A 26529-nucleotide genomic window follows, 5' to 3' on the forward strand; every position below is an offset into this window, starting at 1 on the left:
TCATTATTCGCGGACTGTCGCGCGTCGAATGTGGGCATACGCACGCACGGCAAATGATGCGGAACTTACACTCGTTGCTATGGCCATGGGTCGTTAATCAATAGGCGGGGAGATCATGAAAGTGGCGATCGTGCACGACTGGCTCGTCGCACCCGGCGGCGCCGAGAAAGTGCTCGAACAGATCATCGAGTGTTTCCCCGATGCCGATCTCTTCAGCCTCGTCGATTTCCTCGAAGACCGCGGGCCGGTAGGCGGCAAACCTGTCACTACGTCGTTCATCCAGGGGCTGCCGTTTGCGCGGCGCCACTATCGCGCGTATCTGCCGTTGATGCCGCTGGCGGTCGAGCAGTTCGATCTCTCCGGTTACGACCTCATCATCACGAGTTCCTATGCGGTCGCGAAGGGGGTGCTGGTCGGCCCCGATCAGACGCACGTGAGCTACGTGCATTCGCCGATGCGCTACGCGTGGGATCTGCAACATCAGTATTTGCGCGAAGCGAATCTGATGCGCGGGCCGAAGTCATGGCTCGTGCGTGCGTTGCTTCACTATCTGCGCGGCTGGGATTCGCACTCGGCGAACAGCGTCGATCGTCTGATCGCGAATTCGCAATTCGTCGGACGGCGCGTGATGAAAACTTACCGGCGCGATGCTGCCGTGATTCCGCCGCCCGTCGACGTACACAAGTTCGAGTTGTGCACGCACAAGGAAGACTTCTATCTGACCGCCTCGCGGATGGTGCCTTACAAGCGCATTGATCTGATCGTCGAAACCTTCAACGCGACGCCGCACCGCAAGCTGATCGTGATCGGCGACGGACCGGAGATGGCAGCGATTCGCGCCAAGGCCGGTCCGAATGTAACGATCCTCGGCTATCAGCCATTCCAGGTTCTCAAGGATCATCTGCAACGCGCGCGCGCCTTCGTGTTCGCCGCCGAGGAAGACTTCGGTATCGTCGCGCTCGAAGCGCAGGCGTGCGGCACGCCGGTCATCGCGTTCGGCAAGGGGGGCGCGCTCGAAACGGTGGTGCCGATCGGCGAGCCACGTCCTACCGGCGTGTATTTCGGATGCCAAACGGTCGTGTCGATGCTCGACGCGATTGACCGCTTCGAGCGGCAGGGTGAACAGATCACGCCGGCGGCATGCCGCGCGAATGCGGAGCGTTTTTCCGCGGCGGTTTTCCGGCGCGCCTTCATGGCTGAGGTGACGCGCACGATCGCGGCGTCCGGCTGGCGTTTGAGGGTCGCGGCGACAGAGCGGATCGAACCCGATCTGGCCACCGAGGATCTCGCATGGCCCGGCGAACGGGCGCAAGGAGGGAGTTGGGGACGCTGAATCGGGTGAGTTCGCTTGCAGGTCATGAAGCGCGGCAGACTATCTCTTTATTCGCATATTGCGAACGTCGCAATATGCGAATAAAATGCTTTTGTCGTAAGGCAGTAAGCCATGGCTGGCTGTTCGGCCTATGCCGTCCGGCTGGCTATCGGTGTCGATCCTGTCCTATTAGCCTTGCAGGTAGAGCGTGCATGTTTGGTGCGCGTGTACAGGCGAGGAAATTCGATGCGGGTCATTTCAAAGAAAGCGTTGCAGGACTTCATAAAAAGACATCCGGAGGCGCGCAGTGCGTTGTTGACGTGGTACTCACTGGCGCAGGCTTGCCTCGCGTATGGCTATAACGACCTGAAGCAGACGTTCGCGGGCGTGGACTACGTGCCGCCGCAATACACTGTGTTCGATGTGGGCGGCAACCGGTTCCGGATCATCGCGGCGATTCACTACAACAGGCAGTCGTTGTTCGTTCGTCATGTATTGACGCATTCCGAATACGACCTTTGGACGAGGAAGAATCTAAACTCATGAATGCCGATCGCCTTCCGGGAGCCTTTCCCGACATCGCTCAGACCTGGGCCGCATTGCAAACCCAGTTGCCCATCACACCCATTCGCAGCGAGCAGGACTATCAGAAGATGGTGCGGCTCGCCAACGCGCTCGCCGATCACCTGAACGGTAACGAGGAGGATCCGCTGGCCGATCTGTTTGCGATCGTCACCGACCTGATCGAAAGCTGGGAAGTGAACAACGTGACGATCCCGAAAGCGGAGCCGCGTGAGGTGTTGCGGCACCTGCTGGAAACCCACGGACTCAAGCAGAAGGACCTGATCGGCATCGCATCGCCCACCGTGGTGAGCGATATTCTCGCGGGCCGGCGCGCCATCAGCAAAAAGGTGGCAAAGGCGCTTGCCGTACGCTTTCATACCGACGTCAGCGCGTTTCTGTAAGAGCGGCGCAGCTTCGCGCCGTTCCATACGCCTGAACCTCAAACTTATGCAAAAGGGCTGTGCCTCGATCCGGCACAGCCCTTTTGCGTTGTACGCCTTTAATCCGATCTATCGTGATTCGTGAGTATCGAGCGGATCGCCGGCGGAGTAGGTGTACGCATACGCGTAGTCGTACGTGCCGTTCCTGTTGTGGCTCTTGAGCGGCACCGCATTCATCACGCCGCCCACCACCCGGGCCCGCGCGCGCCGCAGCTTCTTCAGCGTCTCGGCCACGTGGCCTTCCGTGTGAGCGCCGGACCGCATGACCAGCACCGTGGACCCGGCGATATGCGCAATCACCGCCGCATCGGCCACCGCCAGCACTGGCGGCGTATCGACGATCACCAGATCGAACTCCTGCTCGAAGCGCGTGAGGATTTCGCCGAAGCGCATCGACGTCAGAATCTCGGATGGATTCGGCGGATAAGCGCCTGTCGCGATGAAGTGCAAGCCATCCACGCCCGTGGCGCGCGCCGCGACTTCAAGGTCGACCTGGCCGGTCAGCAGTTCGGTCAGGCCACCATTGGGCGAGCGGCCGAGATACTGCGCAAGGCGGCCGCGCCGCAGATCGGCGTCGATCAGCAGCACGCGTTTGCCCGATTCCGCAATCAGTGCTGCCAGATTCGCGCATAGAAAGCTTTTGCCATCCGAGGGCGCCGGGCTTGTTATCGCCACGATGCGGTTGGGCGCGTCGACCAGGCCGAATTCCAGCGTGGCGCGCAATCCGCGCAGGCTCTCCACCGTTGAGTCGTACGGATGGGTCTTCACCAGCAGGGGCCGCATGGGTGTCTTGCCCAACGCAACGACGGTTTGCCTACCGACGTGCACCTTGTTCTCGCGACCCGCCGCCGAGCGAGACCGAAGCATGCGTGCCATGCCCGACGACTGCGCCGACACTTCGGTCGGCGTCGACTTCGGGCTGGGCAGGGCCGCGGCGCGCGCGGCGCTCAACTGCCGGTCGCTACGCGCCTGTTCCGGGCTAAAGGCGATCGAGCCGAAGATCGGCAACTGGAAGCGCCGCTCGACGAACTCGGGGTCGGCCACGCCGGTGAAGAACGTGCGGCGGCAGAACGCGAACAGGATGCCGGCGATGATGCCGAGTACCGTGCCGGCCGAAATGATCAACGCCGACTTCGGCCGCACCGGCGATAACGGCAGCAACGCTTCATCGATGATATGCACGTTGCCGATCGTCCCGGCACGCGAAATCGACAGCTCCTGGGTTTTGTTCAGCAAGGCCACGTAGATTTCCTCGGCGACCTTCGCATCGCGCTGCAAGGCGAGGGCGTTTCGCTCGGAACTCGGCAGTGTGGTGAAGTGATCTTCGAAACGCGCTTTCTCCCGCATCATGGCCGCTATTTGCGAGTCGACCTGCAGGACTTCCGGGCTCTCTGCGGTGAAGCGTTGCAGCAACTGCGCACGCATGATACGCAGCGACGCAATCTGCTTTTCGTAGTCCAGACCGCCGGCGAGGTAGACCCCGGCTTCCTGGGTCGGCTGGAACGAGCCGACTCGGGACTGGTATTCCGAAAGCGCGGTTTCGGCTTTTTTCACTTCGTCGCGCAGATGCGGCAGTTCGCTGTTCAGGAAGCTCAGCATGCGGCTCGCTTCTTCCTGTGCGCGGTCGGTGCGCTGCTTCAGATACGAGGCGGCTACCGCATTGGTGATCGCCGTGATCGCGTGCGGATCGGTGCCCATGTACGACAGTTGCACCACGCCGGTTTCACGGCCTTTCTCGCTGACTTGCAGACCGGAAGAGAGTCCCGCCACGGCGTCCAGCTGGTTGAAGCGCGTGACGTAGAACTCGGTGCCCGGACGCGCCACCAGCGTCTTGACGAGCAGCGTAACGCCGTTGCCGCTGGCTTCCTGGCCGGCCACGCCGGTCAGGATCTGTTGACCGAACCCGTCGCTCAGTTCATAGCGGCCCTGGTCGAGCGCGCGCAGCGTCAGTTGCGCTCCTTCGAGCGGCTTCGGCACCGTGATCGAGCTGACCGCGAATTGCTCGCCGCCCCACGCATACGAAGTCATGCCGAACGCCGCACCGAGCGGATGGCCCGGGCGCGCGAAGAACGACGAGATCTTGCCGAGCACCGGCATGGTCTTCGGCGCCACGCTGAAGTTCAGCTTGAACTGCTCGACCACCGGCTCCACGACCGCGCGGCTCTTGATGATCTCGATTTCCGCGTCGGTGTGCATGGGGCCCACGGACGGCATGAGCGATAGCGCGACCTGACTCGGCGTGCTGTTACCGGTCTGCGCTTCGACCTGAAGCAACGCGTCGGCGGAATAGATCGGCGTAGCGATCTTGCTATAGACCACCGCGGCCAGAATGATGCAGCCTGCGATGCCGATCACCCACCAGATCTGATCGATGACGATGCGCAGCAGGTCGAGCATGACTGCGTCTTCGTCGCCGCCTGGCGCCGGTCCTTGGTCCAGCATGTCATACGTACTCATAGTGATACTCCGTCGCGAGCGTTTTATCTGGACAACTGCACCGTGTAGAAGATGGACTGCAGGGTCGGCGTGATCTGTTCGAGTGCGCGGTTAAAGCGTGCCGAGCTCGCGACCTGCACGTACACCACATCCTTCGGCTGGAGTTCGAACTTGGTCATCAGCATCAACGCGTCGACCTGCGTCATGTCGAGCTGATAGACGTCGGGCGTGAGCGTCTTGTCGGCGCCGCGCACCACGTACACGAAGCGTGGATCGCCGGTTTTGACGTCGAGACTGCCGGCGCCGGTGAGCGCGTCGGCGAGCGTCAGACGGCCGCGGTTCATCGGCAGCGAGGTCGGCTTGTTCACTTCGCCGAGTACGAAGACGCGGCTGTTCGAACGGTCCGGCACGTCGATGATGTCGCCGTCTTTCAGCAGGACGTTCTGTTGCGGATCGCCGGTTTCGAGCAGCGCGGCGACGTCGACCGTGTAGCGTTTGCCGTCGCGGGTCACGCCGACGTTCTGCAGATCCGCGTCGGGCAACGCGCCGCCCGCGCGATTGATCGCATCGAGCACGGTCAGCGGCGTATCGGTAATCGCTTCGGAGGCGGGGGTGCGCAGATTGCCGGTCACCTGCACAGACTGGCTGTTGAAACCCGACACGCGCACGTCGAGTTGAGGATTGCGGATCGTCTTCGCGAGGCCCTTCGTCAGCGACTCCTGAACCTGCTGCGCGGTCATGCCGACCACCTTGATGCGGCCCACGCGCGGAAAGAAGATCGTGCCGTTGTTGGCGACGCGTACGGTCAGTCCGCCTTCACCGCCGCCTGTCAGCGTCGGCGCGATCGGTGTCGCGCCCTGCGTTTGCGTGGGACCGGGCGAGGGTGTCGAGCTGCCGCTGGAAGAGGGGAGCGGGGGTACATTCGCGCCCGTGCCGCCACCGGTCAGTTCCGGGTGATCCCAGACAATGATGCTCAACTGATCGCCGATGCCGAGCCGGTAGTCGTAAGTGCTGCGCGTCTTCGCCGTCAGGCACGACAGCGGGCAGACGGCCGGCACGGCGGCTGCGCGCTGCTGGCGAAAATAGCCGACGTCGATCGTGTGTACCGGAAACTTCTCCGCGGTCTGCTCCGGCGGAGCAGGCGGCTCCAGCCGCTTGCTGTCCAGATAGGGGCCCGGCGCCAGTGAGCAGGCGCATAGCGTTGCGGCCGCGAGCCCTGCGGCGATTGTTTTGATAGTCATTTCGTGGTCCCTCGCGTGAGGCAGCGCACTGATCGATCAGCGCACCGCCTCCTGCCATGCCCCGCGCATTGCGCGTAAACCGACTCTCCATTTGCGAAGCGCAAGTGCTACGCCGCCGCGCTCGGATGCCAACGACAATGCGCGCAGGAACCCCGGGTCCGCACGATTGCCGATCAGCGTCGAGTACGCGACGAACGCCCATCGGCCGGGTGGCGTCAGGTATTCGCACATGATGAGTCGGAGATTGAATGACGCGTTATAGAAAGCGGCGTCGTTAAATGTGAAGCGCTGGTCTTCGTCGCTGCGCTGGGCCGGGAAGTGATCCACCAGTAGTGACGGGTCGTAGATCAAGATCCAGCCGCGCCGTTTTATGTCGAGGCTGAAGCCCATTTCGCAATGCACCTGCGCACCGGTGCCGCGCAAGCGTTCATCAAAACGCACGGTGCCGATCGCTTCGCGGCGAAACGCCATGTTGACGCCCTTGAGCACCTGCACTTCGCGTGCGGCGCCATGGCCGATATGATGATTCCCGATGGTCCGGCCATACCAGCGCACGAGACCCACGCGCGGCTTCTGCCCCTGCAGGATGCCATTGCGTTCATGCACGATGTCGCGTCCGCCCAGGCCGCCGAGTGCCGGATCGATCTCGAACGCGCGGGCAATCCGCGCGACCCAGTCGGCGTGCGGCGCGGCGTCGTCGTCGGTAAAGCAGAGCACGTCGCCGCTGGCGCTGTCGATGCCGAGGTTATAGGCCGCGACCACACCCGGCTTGTGCACCAGCACGATCCAGCGGCGCGAGTCGGGGCGGCTCGTTTCGCGCGTGCGCAGCCAGTCGAGCGTCGCGTAATCGTCGTGGCGGGCGATCACGATCACTTCGTCGGCGCGGCGCTCCTGCGCCTCGAGCGCGGCGAGGCAGCGTGCGAGATCGGCGGTGCGCCGGTACGTCGGCACGATCACGGAGACTTTCAGGGACGGTTTCCGGATTGGCATGATCAATATGCGTTGCGGCCGACGAAGCCCTTGAAAATCGTGATGAACACGATCTTCATGTCGAACCAGAACGACCAGTTATGGATGTAGAAGAGATCGAACTTGACGCGCGTCTCCATCTTCTCGATCTTGGTGGTGGCGCCGCGATACCCGTTCACCTGCGCCCAGCCGGTGATGCCCGGCTTGATCCGATAGCGGTTCATATAGCCGTACACCTGATCCTTGTAGAGATCGTCGTGTTCGATCGCGTGCGGACGCGGCCCGACCACCGACATCTGGCCAAGCAGCACGTTCAGGAACTGCGGCAGTTCGTCGAGACTGGTGCGGCGCATGAAGCCGCCGAGTTTCGTGACGCGCGCGTCGTTGCGTGCGGCCTGTGTGACCTCGCCGTGCGCTTCGTGGTGCACGGTCATCGAACGGAACTTGTAGATCGCGAACGGCTGGCCGTCCACGCCTTTGCGGGTCTGGCGGAAGAACACCGGCCCCGGCGAGCTCAGCTTGATGCCGATCGCGAGTGCGATGAACACGGGCGCGAGCGCGAGCAACGCGGCCGCCGAGAACAGGCGGTCGAAGATCAGCTTGGGCCACATCTGCGGCGACGAGACGGGGGTGGCGCTCAGATTGAGCGTCGGTAAACCGACGACATCGACCAGCGCGTGGTTGAAAAGCGAAAGACTTCGGACATCGGGTATGAAGCGCAGATTCACGAAGTCATGCCTGAAGAGGCGCGTGAAGCGATAGATCGTATGTTCTTCCGAAAGCGGCAACGCGAGCCACACTTCGTTCACGTGTTCGTTGCGCACCTTGGCGGCGAACGCGTTCAGATCGGTCAGCACCGGCAGGCGGCTGAGACGCGCACCATACGTGTCGGCCGCTTCGATGCTGGTGTCGAACACGCACACCGGCTTGAAGCCGGCTTGCGGCGCATGGTCGAGATGCGCGAGCAAGGTGCGCGAGAAACCGGGCGCGCCGACGATCGCGACCGTGCGGAAGTTCATGCCGCGCCGGCGCACGCTGCGCAAGGCCACGTGCACGAGGCACTTGGTGGCGATGATCAGCGCGCCGGAGATCAGCGTCGAGTAACCGAACCACAGGCGCGAAACCGCATCCATGCGGTGCAGCGTGAACGCCAGCACGAGGGAGGTGGCGACCACCACCAGCCACGCGGCGGCGACTCTCAACAGCATGGAAGGCAGAGCCTTGCCACGCCACGTTTCATAGACGCCGAAACCGGGAAACATCAGCAGCACGAGTACGCAGTTGAAGGCAATCAGAAGGCGCTCGGTGTCCGACAATGCAATCGGCGTCGAAAAACGCATCCCGTGAGCGAGTAGCGCGCCCGCAATCACAAAGAGTGCGTCGAGACATCGCGCAGTATTCCTGAACATGGTGATCTACCCCGTAATCGAACGATGCAGCCTTGAGTCGACTGCTTATTCGACGGTTTCAGCCTCGCGAAGACGCGGCAGCAGGCGGTCGAATTCTCGCTTGACGAGGCCGTAGCATTCACAGGCGCGCGCTTCGAGACCTTTGCGATCGAGCACCTTGATGTGGCCGCGGCTGTGATGGATCAGGCCTTCGTCGTGCAACTTGCCGGCCGCTTCGGTGATGCCTTCGCGGCGCACGCCGAGCATGTCGGCGATCAGTTGTTGCGTGACCGTCAGATCGTTCGAGGCCACACGGTCCACCTCGATCAGCAGCCAGCGGCACAATTGCTTGTTCAACGCGTGGTGGCGATTGCAGGCAGCGGTCTGCGCGACCTGGGTGAGGAGCGCGTGCATGTACAGCAGCATCAGGCGGCGCAGGAAGTCGGAGCGTGCGAATTGCTGCTTGAGCGCCTGTGCGCTCATGCGGTAGGCGAAGCCGGCGCATTGCACCTGCACTCGGTTCGGCATGGTTTCGCCACCCGTGAGCACCGGCACGCCGGTCATGCCTTCGCGGCCGACCGCGGCGATTTCGACCGAGCTGCCGTCTTCCATCGTCGAGAGCATCGAGATGATCGCCGTGGTCGGGAAGTAGACGTGATGAATCCGTTGACCTGAGTCGCACAGCAGCTGCTCGGTGCGCAGATGAACCAGTTCGAGATGAGGGGCAAGTGCTTGCCATTCGTGGGACGGTAGTGCGCCGAGCAGATGGTTGCCGTGCAGATCTGATTGAAGTGTCAACATGATCGGTCCTCGCTGAAGCCACGCGCGGCGCGACTTCGTGTTTTTGATCCGATGCCTGCATCCTTTAATGAACGACGTGCTGCCTGGCGAGCAGCGCAGGATGAACAGGAACGGCCCCGTTTTGGCCTTGTGCACCACCGCCGTTGTTGTCGATCTCGTTGCGGCTGCGCGGTGTTGCGCTTTCTCTTTAGCGAGGAGCGTGCCAACCTTAGGGAAAACGAGTGCTGGTGCGGCGCAGCGAACAAAGGTAAGGCAGTGCGGGAAGCCAAATGGGGCTTTTTGTTTCAATTCTGTACAACGTCTGCTTAATGCGCGCCCCCTGCGGAGTGTATTTTTATTCGAGTCAAGTCCTTGATCGGATTGGCTTAGCGCCTGATAAGCACCCCTTCGCGGGCGGTGTCTCAGGGATGAAATAGCCTTTGTGCGCGCGTTGTCGGGGGCCGTCCGGGTTGTGCCGGAATTGATTCAGATGTGCGCCATGGGTTGCGTGCGGTGCCGTACGCAACGTCCTTTCCGTAGACCGGAAAGTCGCAAAAAAACTGACAGTGATTCCGCAGACCAGACAGGTGGCTCCATGCAGCGCGAGATTCTGCGCGGCTTGCGAGGGGATGCCGGGTTCAGCGGCGGGATTCAGCCGTAGAAGATGGCGGAAATCGCATTGATCGCGCGAACTTCGCCGGCAGGCGCCGCACATGTTGCATCGGCTTTAAACACCGCGTTAGGTGCGTGCGCAACGAGTTTCTCAACGGGGACGAGCGGCACGGCGTAGGGGCGGTTCGGCGGCAGATGGAACCAGTCGCGCGTGGCGCGGTAATGCGGGTCGGCGATATGAACGAAGCGCGCAAAGCGCTTCGCTTCGATGATCAGCTGCCAGCCCTCGGCGGTACGCTCGACGCGAACCGTCAGACCGAGGTCGTGGCGCTCGCCGGCGTGCCGCTCCGGCAGATGAACCGCTTCCGACAGGATCTGGCCGCTCGCCGGATCGCGCAGTGTCGCAATCGTGACATCGTGGGCGCGCGGGCCGAAGCGGTATGCGTGCGTGAAATCGAAGAACTGGCCGAGACACCCGGCTGCGCTGAGACACAGCGTGCTGTGGCGCGCCAGCTCGACTGCGCGGCTGGCCGACGCGACCTTGACGCTGCCCTCGCGCAGGCAGACCAGATCCAGCTGTGCGTGCAACGGCCCGGCACCTTCGTTCAGCAGATGGATATCGAGGCCGTTGAGGCCTTCGTCGGTCATGACCAGCTGGATGGGTTGGAGCGTCCGCGCGAGGCCGTGCAGGGCGCTTTTGGGCCGTCCTGTGGCGTCGATCAAGCCCCAGCCCGCGCCGGGGCGCAGATCCTGAAGCTGCCAGACCAGCGCGCCGCCGCACGTCGAGCCGGCGCGCCGCCATTCGGCGAACACGTCGCCCATCAGGTCGGCGACCACGGCGCGCGACAGTTCCAGATAGCGCTCAGGGTCTTCGTAGCGCAAGCGCGCCGGCTCGATGCCGTAGAGCGTCTGAAGATAATGGTCGCGTACGTCGTCGAAATCCCAGCCGGCGCCGGGGTCGCGCGGCACGGCCGCTTTCCAGCGCGGGTCGTGCTGATGAAGCGTGCCCAGCGCGTCGCGCAAGGTGGCGTCGTCCGGCACGTTGGCGAACGCGAGGCATTCGGCGGCGAAGCGGACCTCGGCGCGGCGCACGTCGTCGAGCGGGCGTTGATACGCGCCCACGCCGTAGTAGTGCGTGACGCCCTCATTAGTTGAAAACGGCCACGCGCCGCCCGAGGGCGAGTTGCTCACATACGCTGCGTCCGGCCGTTCGCGTGCGGCGATGGCGCGGAGCTGTTCGGTAAAAAGTGGTTGCGCGCGCATCGAAGCAGGCAGGCCGAACATGGCCGCCTGCTGGTCGGCTTCGCTGCCGCCGCACAGCACCGCGAGCGATGCGAAGCGCCGTGTGCGGGCCAGAAACTGCGTCGCTTCGCGTTCGATGGAGGCGCTGAAGTCGGCATCGGTCGGGTAGTCGAAATTCGCCAGCGCGAAGTCCTGCCAGACGAGCAGGCCGTACTCGTCGGCGAGCGCGTAGAACGCGTTGGACTCGTAGACCATCGTGCCGCCTACCCGCAGCATGTTCATGCCGGCATCGCGGGCGAGCGAGAACGTCTGGCGCAGTTGCGCCTCGGTGCCGGTCAGCGTGACGAGATCCGCGCTCGTCCAGCAGGCGCCACGGCAAAACACCGGCGTGCCATTTACGCGCAACGCGAAGCCCATGCCGTTCGCGCCGCGCTCCACTTCTATGCTGCGAAAACCGACCGATCCCAACGAATGGGATATCGCGCTTTCGTCATCAAGCTGCAACGTCAGAGGATATAAGGTGGGTGCGCCGTGCGTGTGAGGCCACCAGCGTTCGGCATGCGGCACACGCACGCTGCCGTTCAGTGTATATGCATCCTTCCATTGCAAAGACGAAACACAGTCGCCGCATTTCAATGAAGCCGGGCACGTGTCGACGTCATGCGGATGCACGAAATGTAGCGTGAGCGAAACAATGCCGTCGTCGTCTTCGAGGCGGCTTGTCAGGTCGATCGTGTCGAACGCGTGCGGCGCGTCGCTCAACATTTCGATGGGCCGCCACGGACCGACCGCCTGCACCGATGGGCACCATCCGGGCATATGGCCGAGCAGGGTGGTCCGCACGTTGCGCAAGGTGGGCGGCGTGACAAGCCGCGGCCGCCAGCGGGCGCGCGAGCGTTTTGCCGCCAGTGCGGGCGTCAGCGAGCGAAAGCACAGCGCGAGTGTCGCGCTGCCGTGCAGATCGACGTCGAGATCGTGAGCGACGAACATCGAATCCGACTCGATGCGTTTGATTCCGTCGAGCCAGACTTCCGCGAGCGTGGCGAGGCCGTGCAGGCGCAACCGGCGTTTGCCGGTGCCGTTCAGCGTGAGCCGGTACCAGTGATCGTCGAAGGCGAGCGGCGGCGGATTCGCGATGTCCAGCAGGCCCGCGGCCCGGCGCGCGCCCGCCACCGTGCCGGGTACTTGCGCGGCGAGCCAGCCCTGCGCGGGCAAGTCGGCGGGGGAGGCGCATGCACCGGCCGGCGTGCTGACGCACTGCCAGCCGGTGTCGAGTTGCTGTGGCCAGAGGTCCTGGGATAGCGCCCGGGGCGCGGCAAGGTCAGTCGTCAGCGCATCCACGGCGATTCCCTGAAGCTCGTAACGAGCTCGTCACAGCACCAGCGCGGCAAGCGGCGGCAGCGTCTTTTCGTAGGCGCTTTCGAGCACGTCGAAACAGTCTTCACACGAATCGCGACGCCCACGCGCGATGGCCCGCACGAGCCGGAACTGCATCACCATCGACTCCGACGCGATACGCTGCGCCGCCGCCGGGATCGCCGCCGGCATCTCGAAGCCTTGCGCGGAAAGCCACAGCAGATACTTCGAGAGAAACTCGAAGTTCGCGCCGAGCTGCCGCATCAGGTTGAACGAGTACGGGTGAAAGAACGCCTCGCCACGTTCGAGCAGCGTATCGAGATGCGCAGGGAACGCGGCCCGCCACTGCGAGACCGGATTGGTCAGCGGCCGCCGGTTTAGATGCGCGCACAACAATTCCGCCGAGGCTTCGGCGAGCGCGGTGCCTTCCAGCGCGGGCCGCGCCTGTTTGGCGAATTCGACATACGGAAACAGCAGATCGGGCTGCTGCGCGAATTGCGGCAGCTTGCGAAACACGCCGTCGTAGTCTTCACCGTCGAGCAGGTGATAGCCGGTGTTGTGGAAATAGCCGAGGCGGCGTGCCGGGGGATCGATGAAGTCGATCCCCACCGTGGTTTTCGGATGTTCGCGCCGATACGACGTGGCCCGCGTATTCGGCAGATAATAGCCGTCCACTTCCACCAGCACGGTATGGCCGCGCAAGGTCTGCGCGAGTACGCGCGCTTCGAGCGAGTCGTAGATCGCCAGTTCCTGCACCTGGGTGCCGTACAGCCGTTCGAGGTCTTCGAGCGGGAATTTGAAGAACGTGAACTGATCGCCTTCGAAGTCCTGCGTGACGGTAAAGGCGAACGCCGCGCGCGGATCGAGCCCGAAGCCGTGCAGCAGTTCGATCCACAGGTCGACGTAGCAGTTGGTCTCCTGCCAGACGCGCTCGCCCTGATGCAGCGCGTGTGGCGCGTGCTGGCGCAGCGGCAGTGTGGGCACGTCCGCGCCGCTCTGAGCCGGCAGGTCGAGCCGGCGGGACATGGCGAAAGTGGACTGCGCGCCCTTCGGCAAGGGAGTCATGGATGGATTCATGCGCTGTCTCCGGCGCCCTCAACCGACACCGCGGAAGCCGCTTGCATGGACGCCATGCCCTGCGCCACGCGTGCTTCGGTGTCGCCCCACAGCAGCGCGCGCACATCGTCCGGCCATGCGTTGACGTCGAGCCCGTGATGACGGAATAGCGCAAGCGTAATGCGCTCCATGCCGAAACCCACGCAACCCGTATGCGCTACTGCGCCGTCTTCGCAGGCAATCTTCCAGATCGCGCCGAAGTGGTCCATGTGATAGTTGAACGAGAGGCACGCCGTCTTGCCGCGCGGGTCGGCCACCGGAATCAGCAGTTCGAACTTGAGCGCCTGGGCGCGCTGGCTATCGGCGACGATCTTGCCGCCGCGGCCGAAGAACGGATCGTTGGCGAGATCCACTTCCACCGGCAGTTGCAGCAGCGTGATCAGCAGCGAGCCGCGTTCGACCCACATCTGCCGGAACGCCATCACCTGTTCGGCGCTGCCGAGGCGCACGTATTCGCGCTGGCGGAACATCTGCATGCGGCCCGGATCGAGCGAGGGCTCGTGGCGGAAGCAATACGACAGCACGTCGATGGTGCGGCCGTCGGCGGGCAGCGGGCCGCGCCGCGCCATTACCGGATAGATCGGATAGCAGGCGGCCGGCGTCAGCACCACGCGGGTCGGTTTCTGCTGCGCCATCCATTCTTCGCTGCGATCGTCGTCGCTTTCGATCATCGCGTCGTCGAGTGCGCGCAACAGGCGCTGGTGGCCCATGTCGTTGCCGCAGAACGAATGGATCGTGCCGGCGAGGTTCGGGAAGCTCTTCAGATATTCACTGTCTTCGAAATCGGTGCGGCGCATGGCGGGCGGAAAGCGCAGTACTTCAGGCTGCTGGTCCGCGCCGAGATGCGCGATCGCCACGTTCAGGCGCTCCACCACGTCTTCGAAAACCTGGCTGCGGCCGTACAGGCCGTTTTCGCCGGTATCGATCAGGAGGCCCGCGGCCAGCAGTTCGTCGCGGAAGGCCGGCGCCGCAGGTTCGGCCGCGGCCAGCGCGGCGGTATCGGTCATCGTGTTCATATCAGGCTCTCCCCGGGGCGGCAGGACGCTGCGCGAGCAACAGGCTCGCCGTGTTCTGCGCGATACGGTCGTTGTTGATCATCAGCGGCGCGGAGTAGAGGTCGCGCAGATGCCGTCCCACGCTGTATTCCGTGCCGTTCTTGTAGCCTGCCATGCCGCAGATCATCAGCACTTCCTGCACGACTTGCAGGGCGGTGGTCGAGATGCTGGTCTTCAGCGTATTCATGTCCGAAGCGAAGCCGAGCATGGCCGAGAGCGGCGCGTCGGCCTGGCAGCCGCCGTGTTTCGCGTGGTGGGCGGTGCGCGCTGCTTCGAGTGCGACGGACAGGCGCGCCTGCATCATCTGCAGCAGGCCGACCGCTTCGGCGAGGCGCAGACCGGCCGGCGGAATCGAGCCGGGTTTCGAGCGGGCCTGCGCACGAAAGAAGGCTTTCGCGCGATTCACCGCGTCGCTGGCCACGCCGGTCCAGACCGAAGCCCACAGGGTGTGCGACACCGGCAGCATGGTCTGATCGGCGATATCGGCGAACGGCGTCGGCAGGATCTGCTCGGCGTGCCCCGTGGCGACAAGCCGGAAGCCCTCGCTGCAGGTGCCGCGCATGCCCATCGAATCCCAGCCGCCGCGCTTTTCCAGCTGCGTGTCTTCACGCAGCGCCACGATCAGCACCTGGTCGGCCGCGGCCGATTCGGCGGTGCGGCGCGCGGTGACCAGAATGCCGTCGGCGTGCGCGCCGTACGAAATCGTCGGGGCGAGCTTCTCGATGCGAAAGCGCTGGTGGCCCGGCTCTCCGTCGAGTTCGACCGAGCAGGCGCTGGTGCGCATGTTGCCGCCAATGGTTTCTTCAGACGTAGCCGACGCCAGCAGCCATTGATGTTCGACCAGTTGCGCGAGCAACTGCCGGTGCCACGGCGCGTCGCTGCCATGCGCCTCGATGCAGGCCACCTGAATCTGATGCATCGCATACACCATCGCGGTCGACGCGCAGCCCTGCGCCAGCGTCTCGCAGATCGCGCCGACGTCCGCCAGCGAAAGACCCGCGCCCCCGAAGCCGGCAGGCACCATGGCCGAAAGCAGGCGTTCCCGTCGCAGCGCGTCGAACGCTTCGGCTGGGAAACGCGCTTCGCGATCGACCGCATCGGCGTATTGCGCGGCAACCGCGGCACAGCGCTGCGCCGCGGCGCGCCAGCCGGGTTCGAGCTCGACGGCGGCGAGTGCAAGCGGCGCGGCGGCATCCGTAGACGATATCTCCGTCGTCGGCGGCGCCGAGGCGGCTTCGTGTAGCAGAGGCGCGTTCATGCCGCCGCCTTCGCCTGTTGCAATTCGGTGACCGCGGCGGCCATCGAATCGATGCTCGAAAAGAGGCGGCGCGTCAGCATGCGGTCGGGAATCTCGATGCCGAACTCGTCTTCGATCGCCAGCATCAGGTGCACCGTCGCGAGCGAGGACAAGCCCGCTGCGTACAGATCGGCGTCGTCGGCCAGCGTATCGGGCGACACGTCAAGACGTGCCGATTCGGAAAGGATGCGTCGCAATGCGCTTTTCATAGTGATGTGCCCTCGTGTTGGGTCGAAATATTTCTCAACGAGCCGGTTCAAGCCGGTTCAATCCGGCTCAAGCGCCGCCGCGTTCCGTCGTTTCGTATTTAAGGATCGCGAAAGACTAGCGTCAGTGCGATGCCGCACGGAACCATGCGGTTTGCGGACGTACCGTGTAGCCATGCATGACAACGGAGCCTGCCTGTTGAGTCGGTCCATCGAGGGCTGACCTACTGAGCCCTGCTTCGTTAAACACACCGCTAGGGAACGTGATGAACTGGAAAACGCTGGAATTCGAACAGCTCACCGCGCGGGAGTTGTATGTGATATTGCGGGCGCGCAGTGCGGTCTTCGTGGTCGAACAATCGCATGTGCACCTGGACGCCGATGGCCACGACGAAACGTCATTGCATGTCTTCGCGGTCGAAGACATGTCGCGGCCGATGCCGATCCTGGCGTATGCCCGACTGCAACCGGGCGACGTCGAAGATCCGGAGATCGTCATCGACAAGGTGCTGACCAGCCCGCTGCGGCGCGGCGATGGCACCGCCGGATTGCTGATCGAACGGGTGCTGCATGCGATCGCCGAACACTGGCCTGGCCGTGCCGCGCGCGTCACGGCGCCGGTCGGATTGCGCGGCTTTTACGAGCAATTCGGCTTTCGCAAGACGGAAGGCCCGTATCTCGAACACGGCGAGCCGTTTATCGGGCTCACACGCCAGCCGCGCGCCGGCCAGCCGCTGTTCGGCAGTCTGCGCGGTGAACGCGACGGGTTCGCGTTCGTGAACACGTTCGAGTTGTTGTGACGATGCGCACGCCTGGCAAGGGATGTCGGGAGACGACCGCAAGCCGATCAATACGGCGGATGACCGCGAGCGTCGCGTGGCTGTCATGGCCGGGGGCCCAGCCATGATGAGCACACCTTCGACGATGTTGCGCCCGCCACCGCCGCCCGCGCCGCCCTCGTGGCCCACGCCGCCCGCGCAGCCGGCGTCGCTTGCCGCACAGCCGTCGCGCGTGGCTGCCAGGGTGCGCGGCGGCATGCGCCATCCCACGTATCTGCCGATCGCGCTCTTCGCCATCACGCTGCTGCTGATCGTCATGCACCAGGGGCGCCTGGTCGAATTCTTCTACCCGGCCGCGTCGTTCCTGATTGCGTTGCGCTTCTACCGGCGCTCACCCGCGCACTATCTCGGTTTCGTGTGCTGGCTGTTCTTTCTCTCGCCGGAGGTGCGGCGGCTCGCGGACTTCGTGAGCGGCTCGTTCAATCCGAAAAGCCCGGTGATGATCGCCCCGATGCTCGCGGTCGCGCTGTCCGGATGCGCGCTCATCACGAATTTCCGTGCGCTCGGGCAGCGCCGCACCATGCCGCTCATGCTGATCGTGCTCGCGCTGTTCTATTCGTACCTGGTCGGCATGGTGCAGGTGGGGCCGGCCGCGGCGACGTTCACGCTGGTGAACTGGCTGTTTCCGGTGCTGGTGGCGTTTCGTCTCGTTGTCACCTGGCAGGACTATCCGGACTATCACCGCGTGCTGCTCAAGACGTTTGTCTACGGCGGTTTGGTGATGGGCCTCTATGGCGTGATCGAGTATCTGTCGCCGCCGCCGTGGGACGTCTTCTGGCTGATCGCCTCGCAGATGGAGTCCGAAGGGCACCCGGTGCCGTTCGGGATGCGCGTGAGCAGCACGATGAACTCGTCCGGCCCGTTTTCGCAGACGATCATGGCCGTGCTGCTGATGTCGCTCGCGGCACGTGGCAGGATGCGCGTCGCCACCGGACTGGTGGGCATCCCGGCGTTGATGTTCACCTCGGTACGTAGTGCGTGGGGCGGTCTCGCGATCGGCCTCGTGTATCCGCTGACCATGCTTGACGGTCGCAGCCGGATACGGCTGATCGGCGGGGTACTGGGTTTTGCGATGCTGTGTGCGCCGCTTGCGATGGTCGATCAGGTCTCGGACAACTTCATGCAGCGATTCAACACAATCCAGGACCTCGGTCACGACAATAGCTACCAGGTCCGTGCGGAGCTCTACAAGCAGTTCATGTCGGTGGCGTTGACCGACATCGCCGGGCAGGGACTCGGCATGACCGGGCTCGGCACCAAGCTTTCGAGCGACGATTCGCTTCAGTTGACCGTGGTCTTCGATAGCGGTCTGCTGGAGGTGCCGTTCGTGATGGGATGGCCGGGTACGCTGCTGTACACGACCGGCATTGTGATGCTGCTGTGGCGGGCCTTCCGGGCAAGCCGTCAGCGCGCGAGAGACCGCTTTGCGATTTCCGGCGTTGGCGTAGCGATCGCGATGTTCGCAATGATGGTGTTCGTCAATACCTTGATCGGGCTGCCGGGGATGTTCTTTTTCGTCGGCGTGATACTGCCGGTTATCGGTCTGCGTCACGCGCGGGAGGCACACGCTGCCGCGCCGGCTGCGTCGGTGCGACGCGCGGAGGGAGGGCGATGAGCGGCAACCCGATGCGCATACTGATCGTGACGCACCAGGTAACGAAGAATGACGGCCAGGGGCGCGTCAACTACGAAATTGCCCGCGCGGCGCTCGCGGCCGGACATGCGGTGACGCTGCTCGCATCGCGCGCCGCGCCGGAGTTGGTGAATCATCCCCGTGCGCGGTTCGTGAAGATCGGCGAGAGCCGGCTGCCGACGCGCCTGATCCAGTATCAGGTTTTCGCGTGGCGTAGCGGTGCGTGGATCCGCGCGCACCGACAGGCGTTCGATGTGATCCATGTGAACGGTTTCATTGCATGGGCCCGCGCCGACGTGAACGCGGTTCACTTCGTACACGACGGCTGGTACCGCTGCGGCTTCTATCCGTTCCGTTTCTTCCATGGCCCGTATCACGCGTATCAGGTCGTCTACACGTGGCTCAACGCACGCTGTGAAAAGTGGGCGTTCCGGCATGCCGACGTCGTCGTGCCGGTATCGGAGAAAATCGGCGCCGAGGTGCGCTCGCTCGGTATCGACACAGCGCGGCTTCAGGTGATCTACAACGGCGTCGATATCGATGAATTTGCGCCCGGTGCGTCGCAGCGCGAGCGTTTCGGCTTGCCGCAAGCGCCGTTCATGCTGTTGTTCGCCGGCGATCTGCGCGTGTCGCGCAAGAATCTCGACACGGTGTTGCGGGCACTCGCCGCGACGCCCGCGCATGTGCATCTGGTGGTTGCCGGGATTCTGCGCAACAGTCCGTATCCCGCGCTGGCTGCGTCGCTCGGACTCGAGCAACGTGTGCACTTTACCGATCTGGTCAAGGATATGCCCGCGCTGATGCGTTCGGTCGATGCGTTTGTGTTTCCGTCGCGCTACGAGCCATTGGGGCTGGTACTGCTCGAGGCGCTGGCGGCGGCGTTGCCGGTTGTCACCGTACGGACGGCGGGTGGTGCCGAAGTGATCGCACCCGACTGCGGCATCGTACTCGAGCATCCGGACGACGGCGTCGCTCTAGCCGCGGCGATCATGCGCCTTGCCGACGATCGCGCACGTGCGCGGCAGATGGGGCTCGCCGCGCGCGAACTGGCTGGAACGCTCAGTTGGCAGGCGATGGCGAGCCGCTACCTGTCACTCTATGAACGGCTCGCCGCACGACGTGCGGCGAGCGCGATGGCGACCCCACGCGCCACGGTATCGGCGGAATCATGAGCGCATCGATCGACTCGCTGCAGATCGGCATGCATTGGTTCGACGAACGGCCGGGCGGGCTTGACCGTATGTTCCTGGCGTTGATCGAGTCTCTGCCTGCACAAGGCGTCAGTGTGCGCGGGCTGGTTGCCGGCACGCCCGGCGTGTTCGAGGCGTCGGGCGGCCGCGTGCACGCTTTCGCACCGGCAAACGCGCAGCTCGGCCGACGTCTGTGGCATGCGCGCGCGCAGTCGCGCAAGCTCAGGGACGCGCGCATGCCCGATGTTGTCGCCACGCATTTCGCGCTCTATGCCGCGCCGACCGTGGGCGTGTTCAGCGGTGTGCCCAGAGTCGTGCATTTTCATGGACCGTGGGCCTCGGAGTCGGGAATGGAAGGTCGCGGGCGGCTGTCACGCGTGACACGTCATGCGCTCGAACGCATCGTGTATCGAGGCGGAACGCGTCATATCGTACTGTCGCATGCGTTCGCCGACATTCTGCGCACCCGGTACGGTGTGCGCGAGGACGATATTCGCGTGGTGCCCGGCTGCGTCGACGTCGACCGTTTCAATACGCGCCTCAGCAAACGGCAGGCGCGCAAGCGCCTTGGCTTGCCGCAAGACCGGCCCTTGCTGTTCTGCGTCCGGCGGCTGGTGTCGCGCATGGGACTCGAAGACCTGATCGACGCGATGTTCGTGGTCAAGCAGGCCGTACCTGACGTACTGCTGACGATTGCCGGGAAAGGGCCGCTTGAGCCGCAGTTGCATGCCCGCATCGTCGCGCGGGGACTGGAGCGGCATGTGCAGCTTGCCGGTTTCGTGGCCGACGCTGTGTTGCCGCTGTGGTATTGCGCGTCGGACGTGACGGTGGTGCCGACCGTGGCGCTCGAGGGCTTCGGACTGACGACGATCGAATCGCTCGCTGCCGGCACGCCCGTGCTGGTTACGCCAGTGGGTGGCTTGCCGGAAGCGGTTGAGCCGCTGTCGCCCGATCTGGTGCTCGCGTCGGGCGGATTTCAGGCGCTTGGCGGCGGCATAGCCGATGCCTTGCTGGGGACGCACGTATTGCCCGATGCGCAAGCTTGCCGGAATTATGCGCGGGCGCACTTCGATCATCCGGTGGTGGCGGCGCAGGTCGCGCGGATCTATCGCGAAGCGATAGACGCGTTCTGACGGCGCGAGGCGCTCATGCGACGCAACGCCCGACGAACGTTCGAACGGATCGCTTGCGCGGGCGCGGTGTTGCTGCCGGTGCTGGCGTTTTATGCTGCACTCGGGTCGGGTGAGGCCGCGCTCGGCCCGGCGGTATTTGCGCAAGCGGCGTCGGGGAGCGCCACCGGCGCCGGCGCGAACCCCGCACCGGTCTCCGTCGCCGCTCTCCCGTCGCTGTCCTATCGCACGTCGTGGATCGGCAACACGTGGGGCTACGCCAATCAACGTTGGGTACAGATCGACGTGCAGGCGCTCGCCGTCACGCCGGAAGGCGACGTGTACACGAATGCGCCGTGGGATGAAGGCGGCGGTGAGATCGGCCACTACCGCAACGGACAATTGATCGGCCACGGTGGGCAATCGCACGGCTGGGGAATGCTGGGCGGCGACGCGATCGCCGTGAACGGCGACTATGTGTTCGCAGCACAACTGGTCGTGAGTCTGGGCAACGGGATGGCGGCGCAAAAGCATCTGCCGCCCGAAGGGGTCGTGTGGTACGGCGTGTCGCGCCGCCGCCGTGCCGACTTTCGCGAGGGCGCGCCGTTCGAAGGCGAGGTGGATTGGCCCGGCAGTCCCCTCGCGTTCCGTGTGATTACCCAGTCGTCGAGTGCCGAGGACTACGCAATACGTGGTCTCGCCGTGGATTCGACCCGGCTCTACGTGTCGAATCAGCACGATAACCGCGTCGAGATCTTCGATGTGCGTTCGATGCAGCCCGTCGGCAACTTTCCGGTGCGCGAGCCGGGGCGGATCGCCGTCGCACCCGATGGCACGCTGTGGATCATTGAGCGCAGCCGCACAGACGGCGCTCGACGCGTCGCTCACCATGCACGCAATGGCGCGCTGCTGGGCATGCTGAGCTTGCCGCCCGGCGCCGAGCCGGCCGACCTGACGCTGGATTCGCGCGGCCGGCTGCTGGTCGCCGACAACGGTCCGCGCCAGCAGATCCTGATCTTCACCGCCATGCCGCCCGCGCCCGCAGGCGCTGCGCCGAGCGCCGCCAACGCCACACACGAGGAGGCTTCCATGCAGTTGTCAGCCACTCTGGGCGAAGCAGGCGGTATCTACGCGGGCCGTGCCGGCGCGCCGGGACCGTTGCGCTTCAATGGGCTGACGGGTGTGGGTGTCGATGGCGCGGGCAATGTGTACGTGTCGATGAACGGTGCGGGACCGCGCGGCTTCGTGCCCGGCCCGGGCAACACCGATGGCGCGCTGATCGAGAGCTATACGCCCGACGGCAAGCGGCGTTTCAGCCTGCAAGGGCTGCTGTTCGTCGATGGCGCGCAGTTCGTCGACGGCGATCCGCCGTCCGTGTATAGCGGCACCAAACGCTTCACGCTCGACCTGTCTCGTCCGACCGGGCAGGAATGGTCGTATGCCGGCTATACCGTCGACCGTTTCCGCTATCCGTATGACCCGTTCCTCAATCTGCGGCAGGGACAGCGTGGCATGCCGCTCGTGCGCGATATCGACGGACGGCGCCTGCTTTACACCGTCGACATGAACGGCACCTGGCTGCGCATCTATCGTTTCGCGGCCGACCGGGAGACAGCGATTCCGTCGGGCTTTGTCACGCCGTCGCATGTCGACGGCGCATGGCCGCCCAACCAGCCGCCCCATGGCGGATGGATCTGGCGTGATACGGCGGGCCAGGGCCGCTTCGCCGCGAGCGACTTCGATCAGGACATGGCGCGAGACGATGGGCCGCCGATGTCCGGCTGGTGGGTCGACAGCGCGGGCGCGATCTGGCAGGGCACCCAATCGCAAGGCATTCGCCGCTTTCCGCTGCAAGGATTCGACCGCATCGGCAATCCGGTCTACCGATACGCGGCGATGCAGCGCTACGCGATGCCCGCGCCTTTTAACCGGATCGCGCGCCTGAACTACTTTCCCGCCGACGACACGATGTTCATCTCCGGTTCGACCCGCGAGCATCCGTTCGTCGAATACAACTGGAATGGCGCCGGCTCGTTGCTCGCGCGCTACGACCACTGGACCAGCGGCAAGCCGACGTTGCGTTACGCGATCGAGCTGCCCGACGAAGGGCCGCCCACGGCCCTATCGTTGAACGGCTTTGCCGTCGCCGGCGACTATCTCTTCGGCGTCGAAACCGAGACCGCCGTCGTGCGCGTCTACGAGCGCGACACCGGGCGCGAAGCGGGGCGCCTGAAACCGGGTCCCGAAGTCGGCGCGGCCAGCGGCTGGATCGATTCGGCGATGCCGATTACCGCGCACCGGCTTGCGAGCGGCGAATACCTCGTGTTCGTCGAAGAAGACGCGCATGGCAAGGCGCTGATGTACCGCTTCAAGCCTGCGGCCCGCGCGCTGACGAGCACCTCGATCAATCACAACTGAGCTCGCATCGATATGAAAATCGTCCACCTTGCCAATCACGCGCAGAACGTCGGCAACGGCATCGTCAACATGATGGTCGACCTCGCCTGCATGCAGGCGAAGGCCGGTCATGAGGTGACGGTCGCTTCGTCGGGCGGCGGTTTTGAGGCCTTGCTCGAACAGCACGGCGTGCGTCATGTGTTGCTGCCGCAATCGCGCCAGCCGTGGCGGGTGCCGTCGATGCTGGCGGGCTTCAACCGCTTGCTCGCGCAGTGCGATCCGGATGTGGTGCACGCGCACATGATGACGGGAGCGTTGATCGCGCGCTTCGGCGCCGTGCGGCGGCGCTATGTGCTGGTCACGACTGTGCATAACGAATTCCAGAAGAGCGCCTCGCTGATGCGCTTCGGCGATCGCGTCGTGGCGGTCAGCAAGTCGGTGGCGGCGTCGATGGCGGTGCGCGGAGTGCCGCAGGAACGTCTGTCGGTGGTGCGCAACGGCACCATCGGCACGCCGCGCTTCGCCGGCGTGCCGATACCTGCTTCCCCGCGGCTGACTCGCCCGAGCATCGTGACCGTGGCCGGCATGTACGAACGCAAGGGGATTCAGGATTTGCTGCGCGCGTTCGCGCAGTTGTGCGAACGGGTTCCGTCGGCGGCGTTGTATCTCGTCGGCGAGGGGCCGGATCGCGCCGGCATGGAGGCGCTGGCGCAGGAACTGGGCATTGCGCATCGCGCGCATTTCACGGGCTTCGTTGCGAATCCGCGCGCGCATCTGGCCGAGGCGGATGTGTTCGTGCTGGCCTCGCATAAGGAACCCGGCGGTCTCGTGCTGTGCGAGGCACGCGAGGCGGGCTGCGCGATCGTGGCCACCCGTGTTGACGGCAATCCGGAAATGCTCGACGACGGCGAGGCCGGCCTGCTTGTGCCGCCATCGACCCCGCACGCGCTGGCCGACGCGATCGAGCTGCTACTGACAGACCAGATCGCCCACGCCACGTTGGCCGCACGGGCGCGGCGCAACCTTGAGACCTTCCATGTGGAGCACGTATGCGATGCGTATCTGTCGATCTACGAACAGACGCTCGACGCATGCCGCCCGCAATGCCACGTGCTGACAGAAGCGCGGCGCGTCGCGTCGCCTGACGGAGTTATACGATGAGCGCGATCGTGCAACCCGCAACGCCGGCTGCCGATGCCAGCAGCGTGCAAGACGGCAACGTGCAAGACGGCGCCCGAAGCGCGGAACCCATCTTCGCCGCTTTCGCCGTCTGCGTGACGACGATGAATCGCACCGAAACGCTCGCGGCGTGCCTCGACAGCCTCTCGCATTGCGTGCCGGCTGCCGCGTGCATTGTCGTCAGCGACGACTCGCCGGAGCTTGCGATGCGCGCGGCCAATGCGGCCGTTGTCGCGCAGCATCCGGGCGCTATCTGGCTGGAGGGCCCGCGGCGCGGCGTATGCGCGAATCGCAACAACGCGGTGCGCCATTGCCTCGCCCACGCGCCGCAATGCGAGTATGTGTCGTTCGTCGACGATGACGTGCAGATCGCCGCTGATTTCTTTGCCGTCGCGCGGGCCCATCTCGCCGCGTTGCCGCCTGAGCGTCGTCACAAGGTGATGCTGACGGGCGGTTCGTCGAGTGGTGAGGAACATCCCGAATGTTATCCGCTGAAACTGTCGTTTGCGGGCTATTTCACCGCCGCCGACGAGCCGCAGTGCGTCAACATTCATGCGGCCGTGTTCCCGTTAGCGCTCTTCGAGCGCAACGGCTGGGACGAGAACATTTTCTTCGGCATCGAAGATGCCGAACTGTCGCTGCGCGCGCTCAAGAACGGCTACTCGATCGAGCTGTTGCCCACGCTGCGCACCCGCGACACGCTGCCTGGCGGCGGCGTGATCGAGTGCACGCCTCGCCGGTATGGCATGTCGCGCTATCAGCTGTATTGCGAAGCGGCGCGGCTCTACGTGGGGGTGAAGCGCTACCGCGTGATCGATCCGAGTCTGCCGAAGTACCTCGTGTTCATCACGCTGTATTTCGTCCACCTGACGCTTTATCTCGCGAAGCGCCGCGCGCTTTCGTCGCTGCTGCCGATTGTCAGACTGTCGAATGTACGGCGGGCGACCACGGCCCAATAAAACTAACTTTTCTATTCTGCCAGGCGATGAATATCCTGTTCACGATTCACCACAATCTGAGCCGCAACGCGGGCGCGCCCGGTGTGACCGTCAAACTCGCCGAGGCGTTGCGCGCGCGCGGCCATACCGTACGGATTTTTTCGCATGACGACGTGAAAGTCATCGGCGGCCTCGGGCGCACGATGCTGTTTCCGTGGATCGTGCTGGGTCATGTGCTTGCGCATTCCGAGTACGACGTGCTCGACATGTCGTCGGGAGACGGCTGGCTGATCAACCTCGCAAGGCGCGCGTGCGGATGGCGGCGGCTGCAGTTGTCGGTGACCCGCAGCCATGGCATGGAGCCTGTGGTGCACGAGGCGTTTCTCGAAGCCTGGCGCACCGGCAATGTGGAAAAATCATGGAAATACCGCTTCTACTATGGTGGACTGCGGCTATGGGAATGCACGAAGTCGTTCGAGTGGGCAGACGTTGCGATGCTGCTCAACGATACCGAGTGCACGTTCGCCGTATCGAAACTGCGCTTTGGCGAAACGCGGGTGGTCAGGATCGACAACGGGATCGACGAGACGTTCACGTCGATCGCGCGGACGGCGCTGAATGAAGCGAGGACAGAAGCGGTGGTCCCGCTGAATCTTGCATTTATCGGCCGCGCCAACTACTGGAAAGGCATCGATACGCTGGCGACGGCCGTTGCCGCGCTGTTCGAGCGCAACGGCGGCGTCACACTCACATTGCTCGGCACCGGCGAGTCCGCCGAGCAGACGCTCGCGCGCTTTCCAGAAAGCGCGCGCGAGCGGATCACGGTGGTGCCGGCTTTCGACAACGCAAAGCTGCCCGAACTGCTTGCACCGTGTCACATTCTCGCGTTTCCGTCGATCTACGAAGGATTTCCGCTCTCGCCGCTCGAAGCGATGGCGTGCGGGCTCGTACCGGTGGTGTCGAATATTGGCGGCCTGCGTGCTTATGTGCGCAATGGCGACAACGGCGTGATCGTGCCACCCGGCGACGCAACGGCGCTCGGCGCCGCCATCCAGTCGCTCCTCGACGACCCCGCGTACTGGGCCGTGCTGCAGCGGCGCGCGCGGGAAACCGCGCTCGACTATTCATGGGCGAACGTCGCGGATCGCTTCGAGTTGCTCTACGCGTCGCGTCTACGACGGCGTGCCGCGCCGGTTGCGGCATAACCGGCATAACGGCTATCCGCGCGCT

21 protein-coding genes are annotated in these 26529 nt (G+C 64.4%); 11 read left to right on the plus strand and 10 right to left on the minus strand.

Translation table 11 applies throughout. The features are described from left to right. Positions 1-115 precede the first annotated feature (115 nt). From DSC91_RS33355 to DSC91_RS33365, 3 genes are all read left to right on the plus strand, one after another. Complete coding sequence (locus tag DSC91_RS33355) at positions 116-1333, plus strand: glycosyltransferase family 4 protein (RefSeq protein ID WP_115782756.1); 1218 nt, start codon at positions 116-118, stop codon at positions 1331-1333. 111 nt (positions 1334-1444) lie between these two features. Continuing rightward, entirely contained in the window at positions 1445-1858 is a 414-nt protein-coding gene (locus DSC91_RS33360; protein WP_229758101.1) for a type II toxin-antitoxin system HigB family toxin, read from the plus strand. After that, a complete protein-coding gene (locus DSC91_RS33365) occupies positions 1855-2277 on the plus strand; it encodes a helix-turn-helix domain-containing protein (protein ID WP_115782758.1) in 423 nt (140 codons plus the stop codon). Before DSC91_RS33360 ends, DSC91_RS33365 begins: the two co-directional genes overlap by 4 nt. A 108-nt stretch (positions 2278-2385) precedes the next feature. Here DSC91_RS33365 and DSC91_RS33370 read toward each other — a convergent pair whose 3' ends face one another. The 10 genes from DSC91_RS33370 to DSC91_RS33415 form a co-directional block, all read right to left on the minus strand. Next, positions 2386-4773, minus strand: a complete 2388-nt coding sequence (locus DSC91_RS33370; RefSeq protein ID WP_115782759.1) for a polysaccharide biosynthesis tyrosine autokinase — start codon at positions 4771-4773, stop codon at positions 2386-2388. 23 nt (positions 4774-4796) lie between these two features. Further along, on the minus strand, positions 4797-5993 hold the full coding sequence (locus DSC91_RS33375) for a polysaccharide biosynthesis/export family protein (RefSeq protein WP_115782760.1): 1197 nt from the start codon (positions 5991-5993) through the stop codon (positions 4797-4799). Positions 5994-6029: 36 nt separating this feature from the next. After that, a complete protein-coding gene (locus tag DSC91_RS33380) occupies positions 6030-6983 on the minus strand; it encodes a glycosyltransferase family 2 protein (RefSeq protein WP_115782761.1) in 954 nt (317 codons plus the stop codon). Positions 6984-6985: 2 nt separating this feature from the next. Continuing rightward, a complete protein-coding gene (locus tag DSC91_RS33385; protein ID WP_115782762.1) occupies positions 6986-8371 on the minus strand; it encodes an undecaprenyl-phosphate glucose phosphotransferase in 1386 nt (461 codons plus the stop codon). A 45-nt stretch (positions 8372-8416) separates the two neighbouring features. Then, entirely contained in the window at positions 8417-9151 is a 735-nt protein-coding gene (locus DSC91_RS33390) for a Crp/Fnr family transcriptional regulator (protein ID WP_115783599.1), read from the minus strand. 630 nt (positions 9152-9781) lie between these two features. Continuing rightward, complete coding sequence (locus DSC91_RS33395; protein WP_115782763.1) at positions 9782-12325, minus strand: glycosyl hydrolase 2 galactose-binding domain-containing protein; 2544 nt, start codon at positions 12323-12325, stop codon at positions 9782-9784. 30 nt (positions 12326-12355) lie between these two features. After that, positions 12356-13366, minus strand: coding sequence for a DUF1839 family protein (locus DSC91_RS33400; RefSeq protein WP_373291819.1), 1011 nt, complete (start codon positions 13364-13366; stop codon positions 12356-12358). Between the two features lie 47 nt (positions 13367-13413). Further along, positions 13414-14472 (minus strand): amino acid--[acyl-carrier-protein] ligase, encoded by a 1059-nt coding sequence (locus DSC91_RS33405; RefSeq protein WP_115782765.1) that lies wholly within the window; start codon positions 14470-14472, stop codon positions 13414-13416. A 1-nt stretch (position 14473) separates the two neighbouring features. Then, the gene (locus DSC91_RS33410) at positions 14474-15769 is read right to left on the minus strand and encodes an acyl-CoA dehydrogenase family protein (protein WP_115782766.1); all 1296 of its coding nucleotides are present in this window, start codon (positions 15767-15769) and stop codon (positions 14474-14476) included. After that, complete coding sequence (locus DSC91_RS33415; RefSeq protein WP_115782767.1) at positions 15766-16017, minus strand: acyl carrier protein; 252 nt, start codon at positions 16015-16017, stop codon at positions 15766-15768. The genes DSC91_RS33410 and DSC91_RS33415 overlap by 4 nt, the downstream gene beginning before the upstream one ends. Before the next feature lie 263 nt (positions 16018-16280). Between DSC91_RS33415 and DSC91_RS33420 the strand changes: the two genes are divergently transcribed. The 8 genes from DSC91_RS33420 to DSC91_RS33455 all read left to right on the plus strand — a co-directional run bounded on the left by DSC91_RS33420 (position 16281) and on the right by DSC91_RS33455 (position 26504). Then, on the plus strand, positions 16281-16814 hold the full coding sequence (locus DSC91_RS33420; protein WP_115782768.1) for a GNAT family N-acetyltransferase: 534 nt from the start codon (positions 16281-16283) through the stop codon (positions 16812-16814). A 103-nt stretch (positions 16815-16917) separates the two neighbouring features. After that, positions 16918-18468 carry an O-antigen ligase family protein gene (locus DSC91_RS33425; RefSeq protein ID WP_162831497.1) on the plus strand — a complete coding sequence of 517 codons (1551 nt, stop codon included), beginning with the start codon at positions 16918-16920 and terminating at the stop codon, positions 18466-18468. Positions 18469-18479: 11 nt separating this feature from the next. Beyond that, positions 18480-19658 (plus strand): glycosyltransferase family 4 protein, encoded by a 1179-nt coding sequence (locus DSC91_RS33430; protein WP_115783600.1) that lies wholly within the window; start codon positions 18480-18482, stop codon positions 19656-19658. Further along, on the plus strand, positions 19652-20809 hold the full coding sequence (locus tag DSC91_RS33435; RefSeq protein ID WP_115782770.1) for a glycosyltransferase family 4 protein: 1158 nt from the start codon (positions 19652-19654) through the stop codon (positions 20807-20809). The genes DSC91_RS33430 and DSC91_RS33435 overlap by 7 nt, the downstream gene beginning before the upstream one ends. A gap of 15 nt (positions 20810-20824) precedes the next feature. Next, positions 20825-23203 (plus strand): NHL repeat-containing protein, encoded by a 2379-nt coding sequence (locus DSC91_RS33440; protein WP_115782771.1) that lies wholly within the window; start codon positions 20825-20827, stop codon positions 23201-23203. 12 nt (positions 23204-23215) lie between these two features. Next, positions 23216-24343, plus strand: coding sequence for a glycosyltransferase family 4 protein (locus tag DSC91_RS33445; RefSeq protein ID WP_115782772.1), 1128 nt, complete (start codon positions 23216-23218; stop codon positions 24341-24343). Then, positions 24340-25320, plus strand: a complete 981-nt coding sequence (locus tag DSC91_RS33450) for a glycosyltransferase family 2 protein (RefSeq protein WP_115782773.1) — start codon at positions 24340-24342, stop codon at positions 25318-25320. The genes DSC91_RS33445 and DSC91_RS33450 overlap by 4 nt, the downstream gene beginning before the upstream one ends. Before the next feature lie 26 nt (positions 25321-25346). Beyond that, positions 25347-26504, plus strand: a complete 1158-nt coding sequence (locus DSC91_RS33455; RefSeq protein ID WP_115782774.1) for a glycosyltransferase family 4 protein — start codon at positions 25347-25349, stop codon at positions 26502-26504. Positions 26505-26529: the final 25 nt, after the last annotated feature.

The sequence above is a fragment of the Paraburkholderia caffeinilytica genome (assembly GCF_003368325.1).
Classification (GTDB): Bacteria; Pseudomonadota; Gammaproteobacteria; order Burkholderiales; family Burkholderiaceae; genus Paraburkholderia; species Paraburkholderia caffeinilytica.

Bases quoted from the DNA above. Each gene is read 5' to 3' on its own strand.
- DSC91_RS33355 (WP_115782756.1), top strand. From the start codon at position 116: ATGAAAGTGGCGATCGTGCACGACTGGCTCGTCGCACCCGGCGGCGCC.
- DSC91_RS33360 (WP_229758101.1), top strand. From the start codon at position 1,445: ATGGCTGGCTGTTCGGCCTATGCCGTCCGGCTGGCTATCGGTGTCGAT.
- DSC91_RS33365 (WP_115782758.1), top strand. From the start codon at position 1,855: ATGAATGCCGATCGCCTTCCGGGAGCCTTTCCCGACATCGCTCAGACC.
- DSC91_RS33370 (WP_115782759.1), bottom strand. From the start codon at position 4,773: ATGAGTACGTATGACATGCTGGACCAAGGACCGGCGCCAGGCGGCGAC.
- DSC91_RS33375 (WP_115782760.1), bottom strand. From the start codon at position 5,993: ATGACTATCAAAACAATCGCCGCAGGGCTCGCGGCCGCAACGCTATGC.
- DSC91_RS33380 (WP_115782761.1), bottom strand. From the start codon at position 6,983: ATGCCAATCCGGAAACCGTCCCTGAAAGTCTCCGTGATCGTGCCGACG.
- DSC91_RS33385 (WP_115782762.1), bottom strand. From the start codon at position 8,371: ATGTTCAGGAATACTGCGCGATGTCTCGACGCACTCTTTGTGATTGCG.
- DSC91_RS33390 (WP_115783599.1), bottom strand. From the start codon at position 9,151: ATGTTGACACTTCAATCAGATCTGCACGGCAACCATCTGCTCGGCGCA.
- DSC91_RS33400 (WP_373291819.1), bottom strand. From the start codon at position 13,366: ATGTCCCGCCGGCTCGACCTGCCGGCTCAGAGCGGCGCGGACGTGCCC.
- DSC91_RS33405 (WP_115782765.1), bottom strand. From the start codon at position 14,472: ATGAACACGATGACCGATACCGCCGCGCTGGCCGCGGCCGAACCTGCG.
- DSC91_RS33410 (WP_115782766.1), bottom strand. From the start codon at position 15,769: ATGAACGCGCCTCTGCTACACGAAGCCGCCTCGGCGCCGCCGACGACG.
- DSC91_RS33415 (WP_115782767.1), bottom strand. From the start codon at position 16,017: ATGAAAAGCGCATTGCGACGCATCCTTTCCGAATCGGCACGTCTTGAC.
- DSC91_RS33420 (WP_115782768.1), top strand. From the start codon at position 16,281: ATGAACTGGAAAACGCTGGAATTCGAACAGCTCACCGCGCGGGAGTTG.
- DSC91_RS33425 (WP_162831497.1), top strand. From the start codon at position 16,918: ATGATGAGCACACCTTCGACGATGTTGCGCCCGCCACCGCCGCCCGCG.
- DSC91_RS33430 (WP_115783600.1), top strand. From the start codon at position 18,480: ATGCGCATACTGATCGTGACGCACCAGGTAACGAAGAATGACGGCCAG.
- DSC91_RS33440 (WP_115782771.1), top strand. From the start codon at position 20,825: ATGCGACGCAACGCCCGACGAACGTTCGAACGGATCGCTTGCGCGGGC.
- DSC91_RS33445 (WP_115782772.1), top strand. From the start codon at position 23,216: ATGAAAATCGTCCACCTTGCCAATCACGCGCAGAACGTCGGCAACGGC.
- DSC91_RS33450 (WP_115782773.1), top strand. From the start codon at position 24,340: ATGAGCGCGATCGTGCAACCCGCAACGCCGGCTGCCGATGCCAGCAGC.
- DSC91_RS33455 (WP_115782774.1), top strand. From the start codon at position 25,347: ATGAATATCCTGTTCACGATTCACCACAATCTGAGCCGCAACGCGGGC.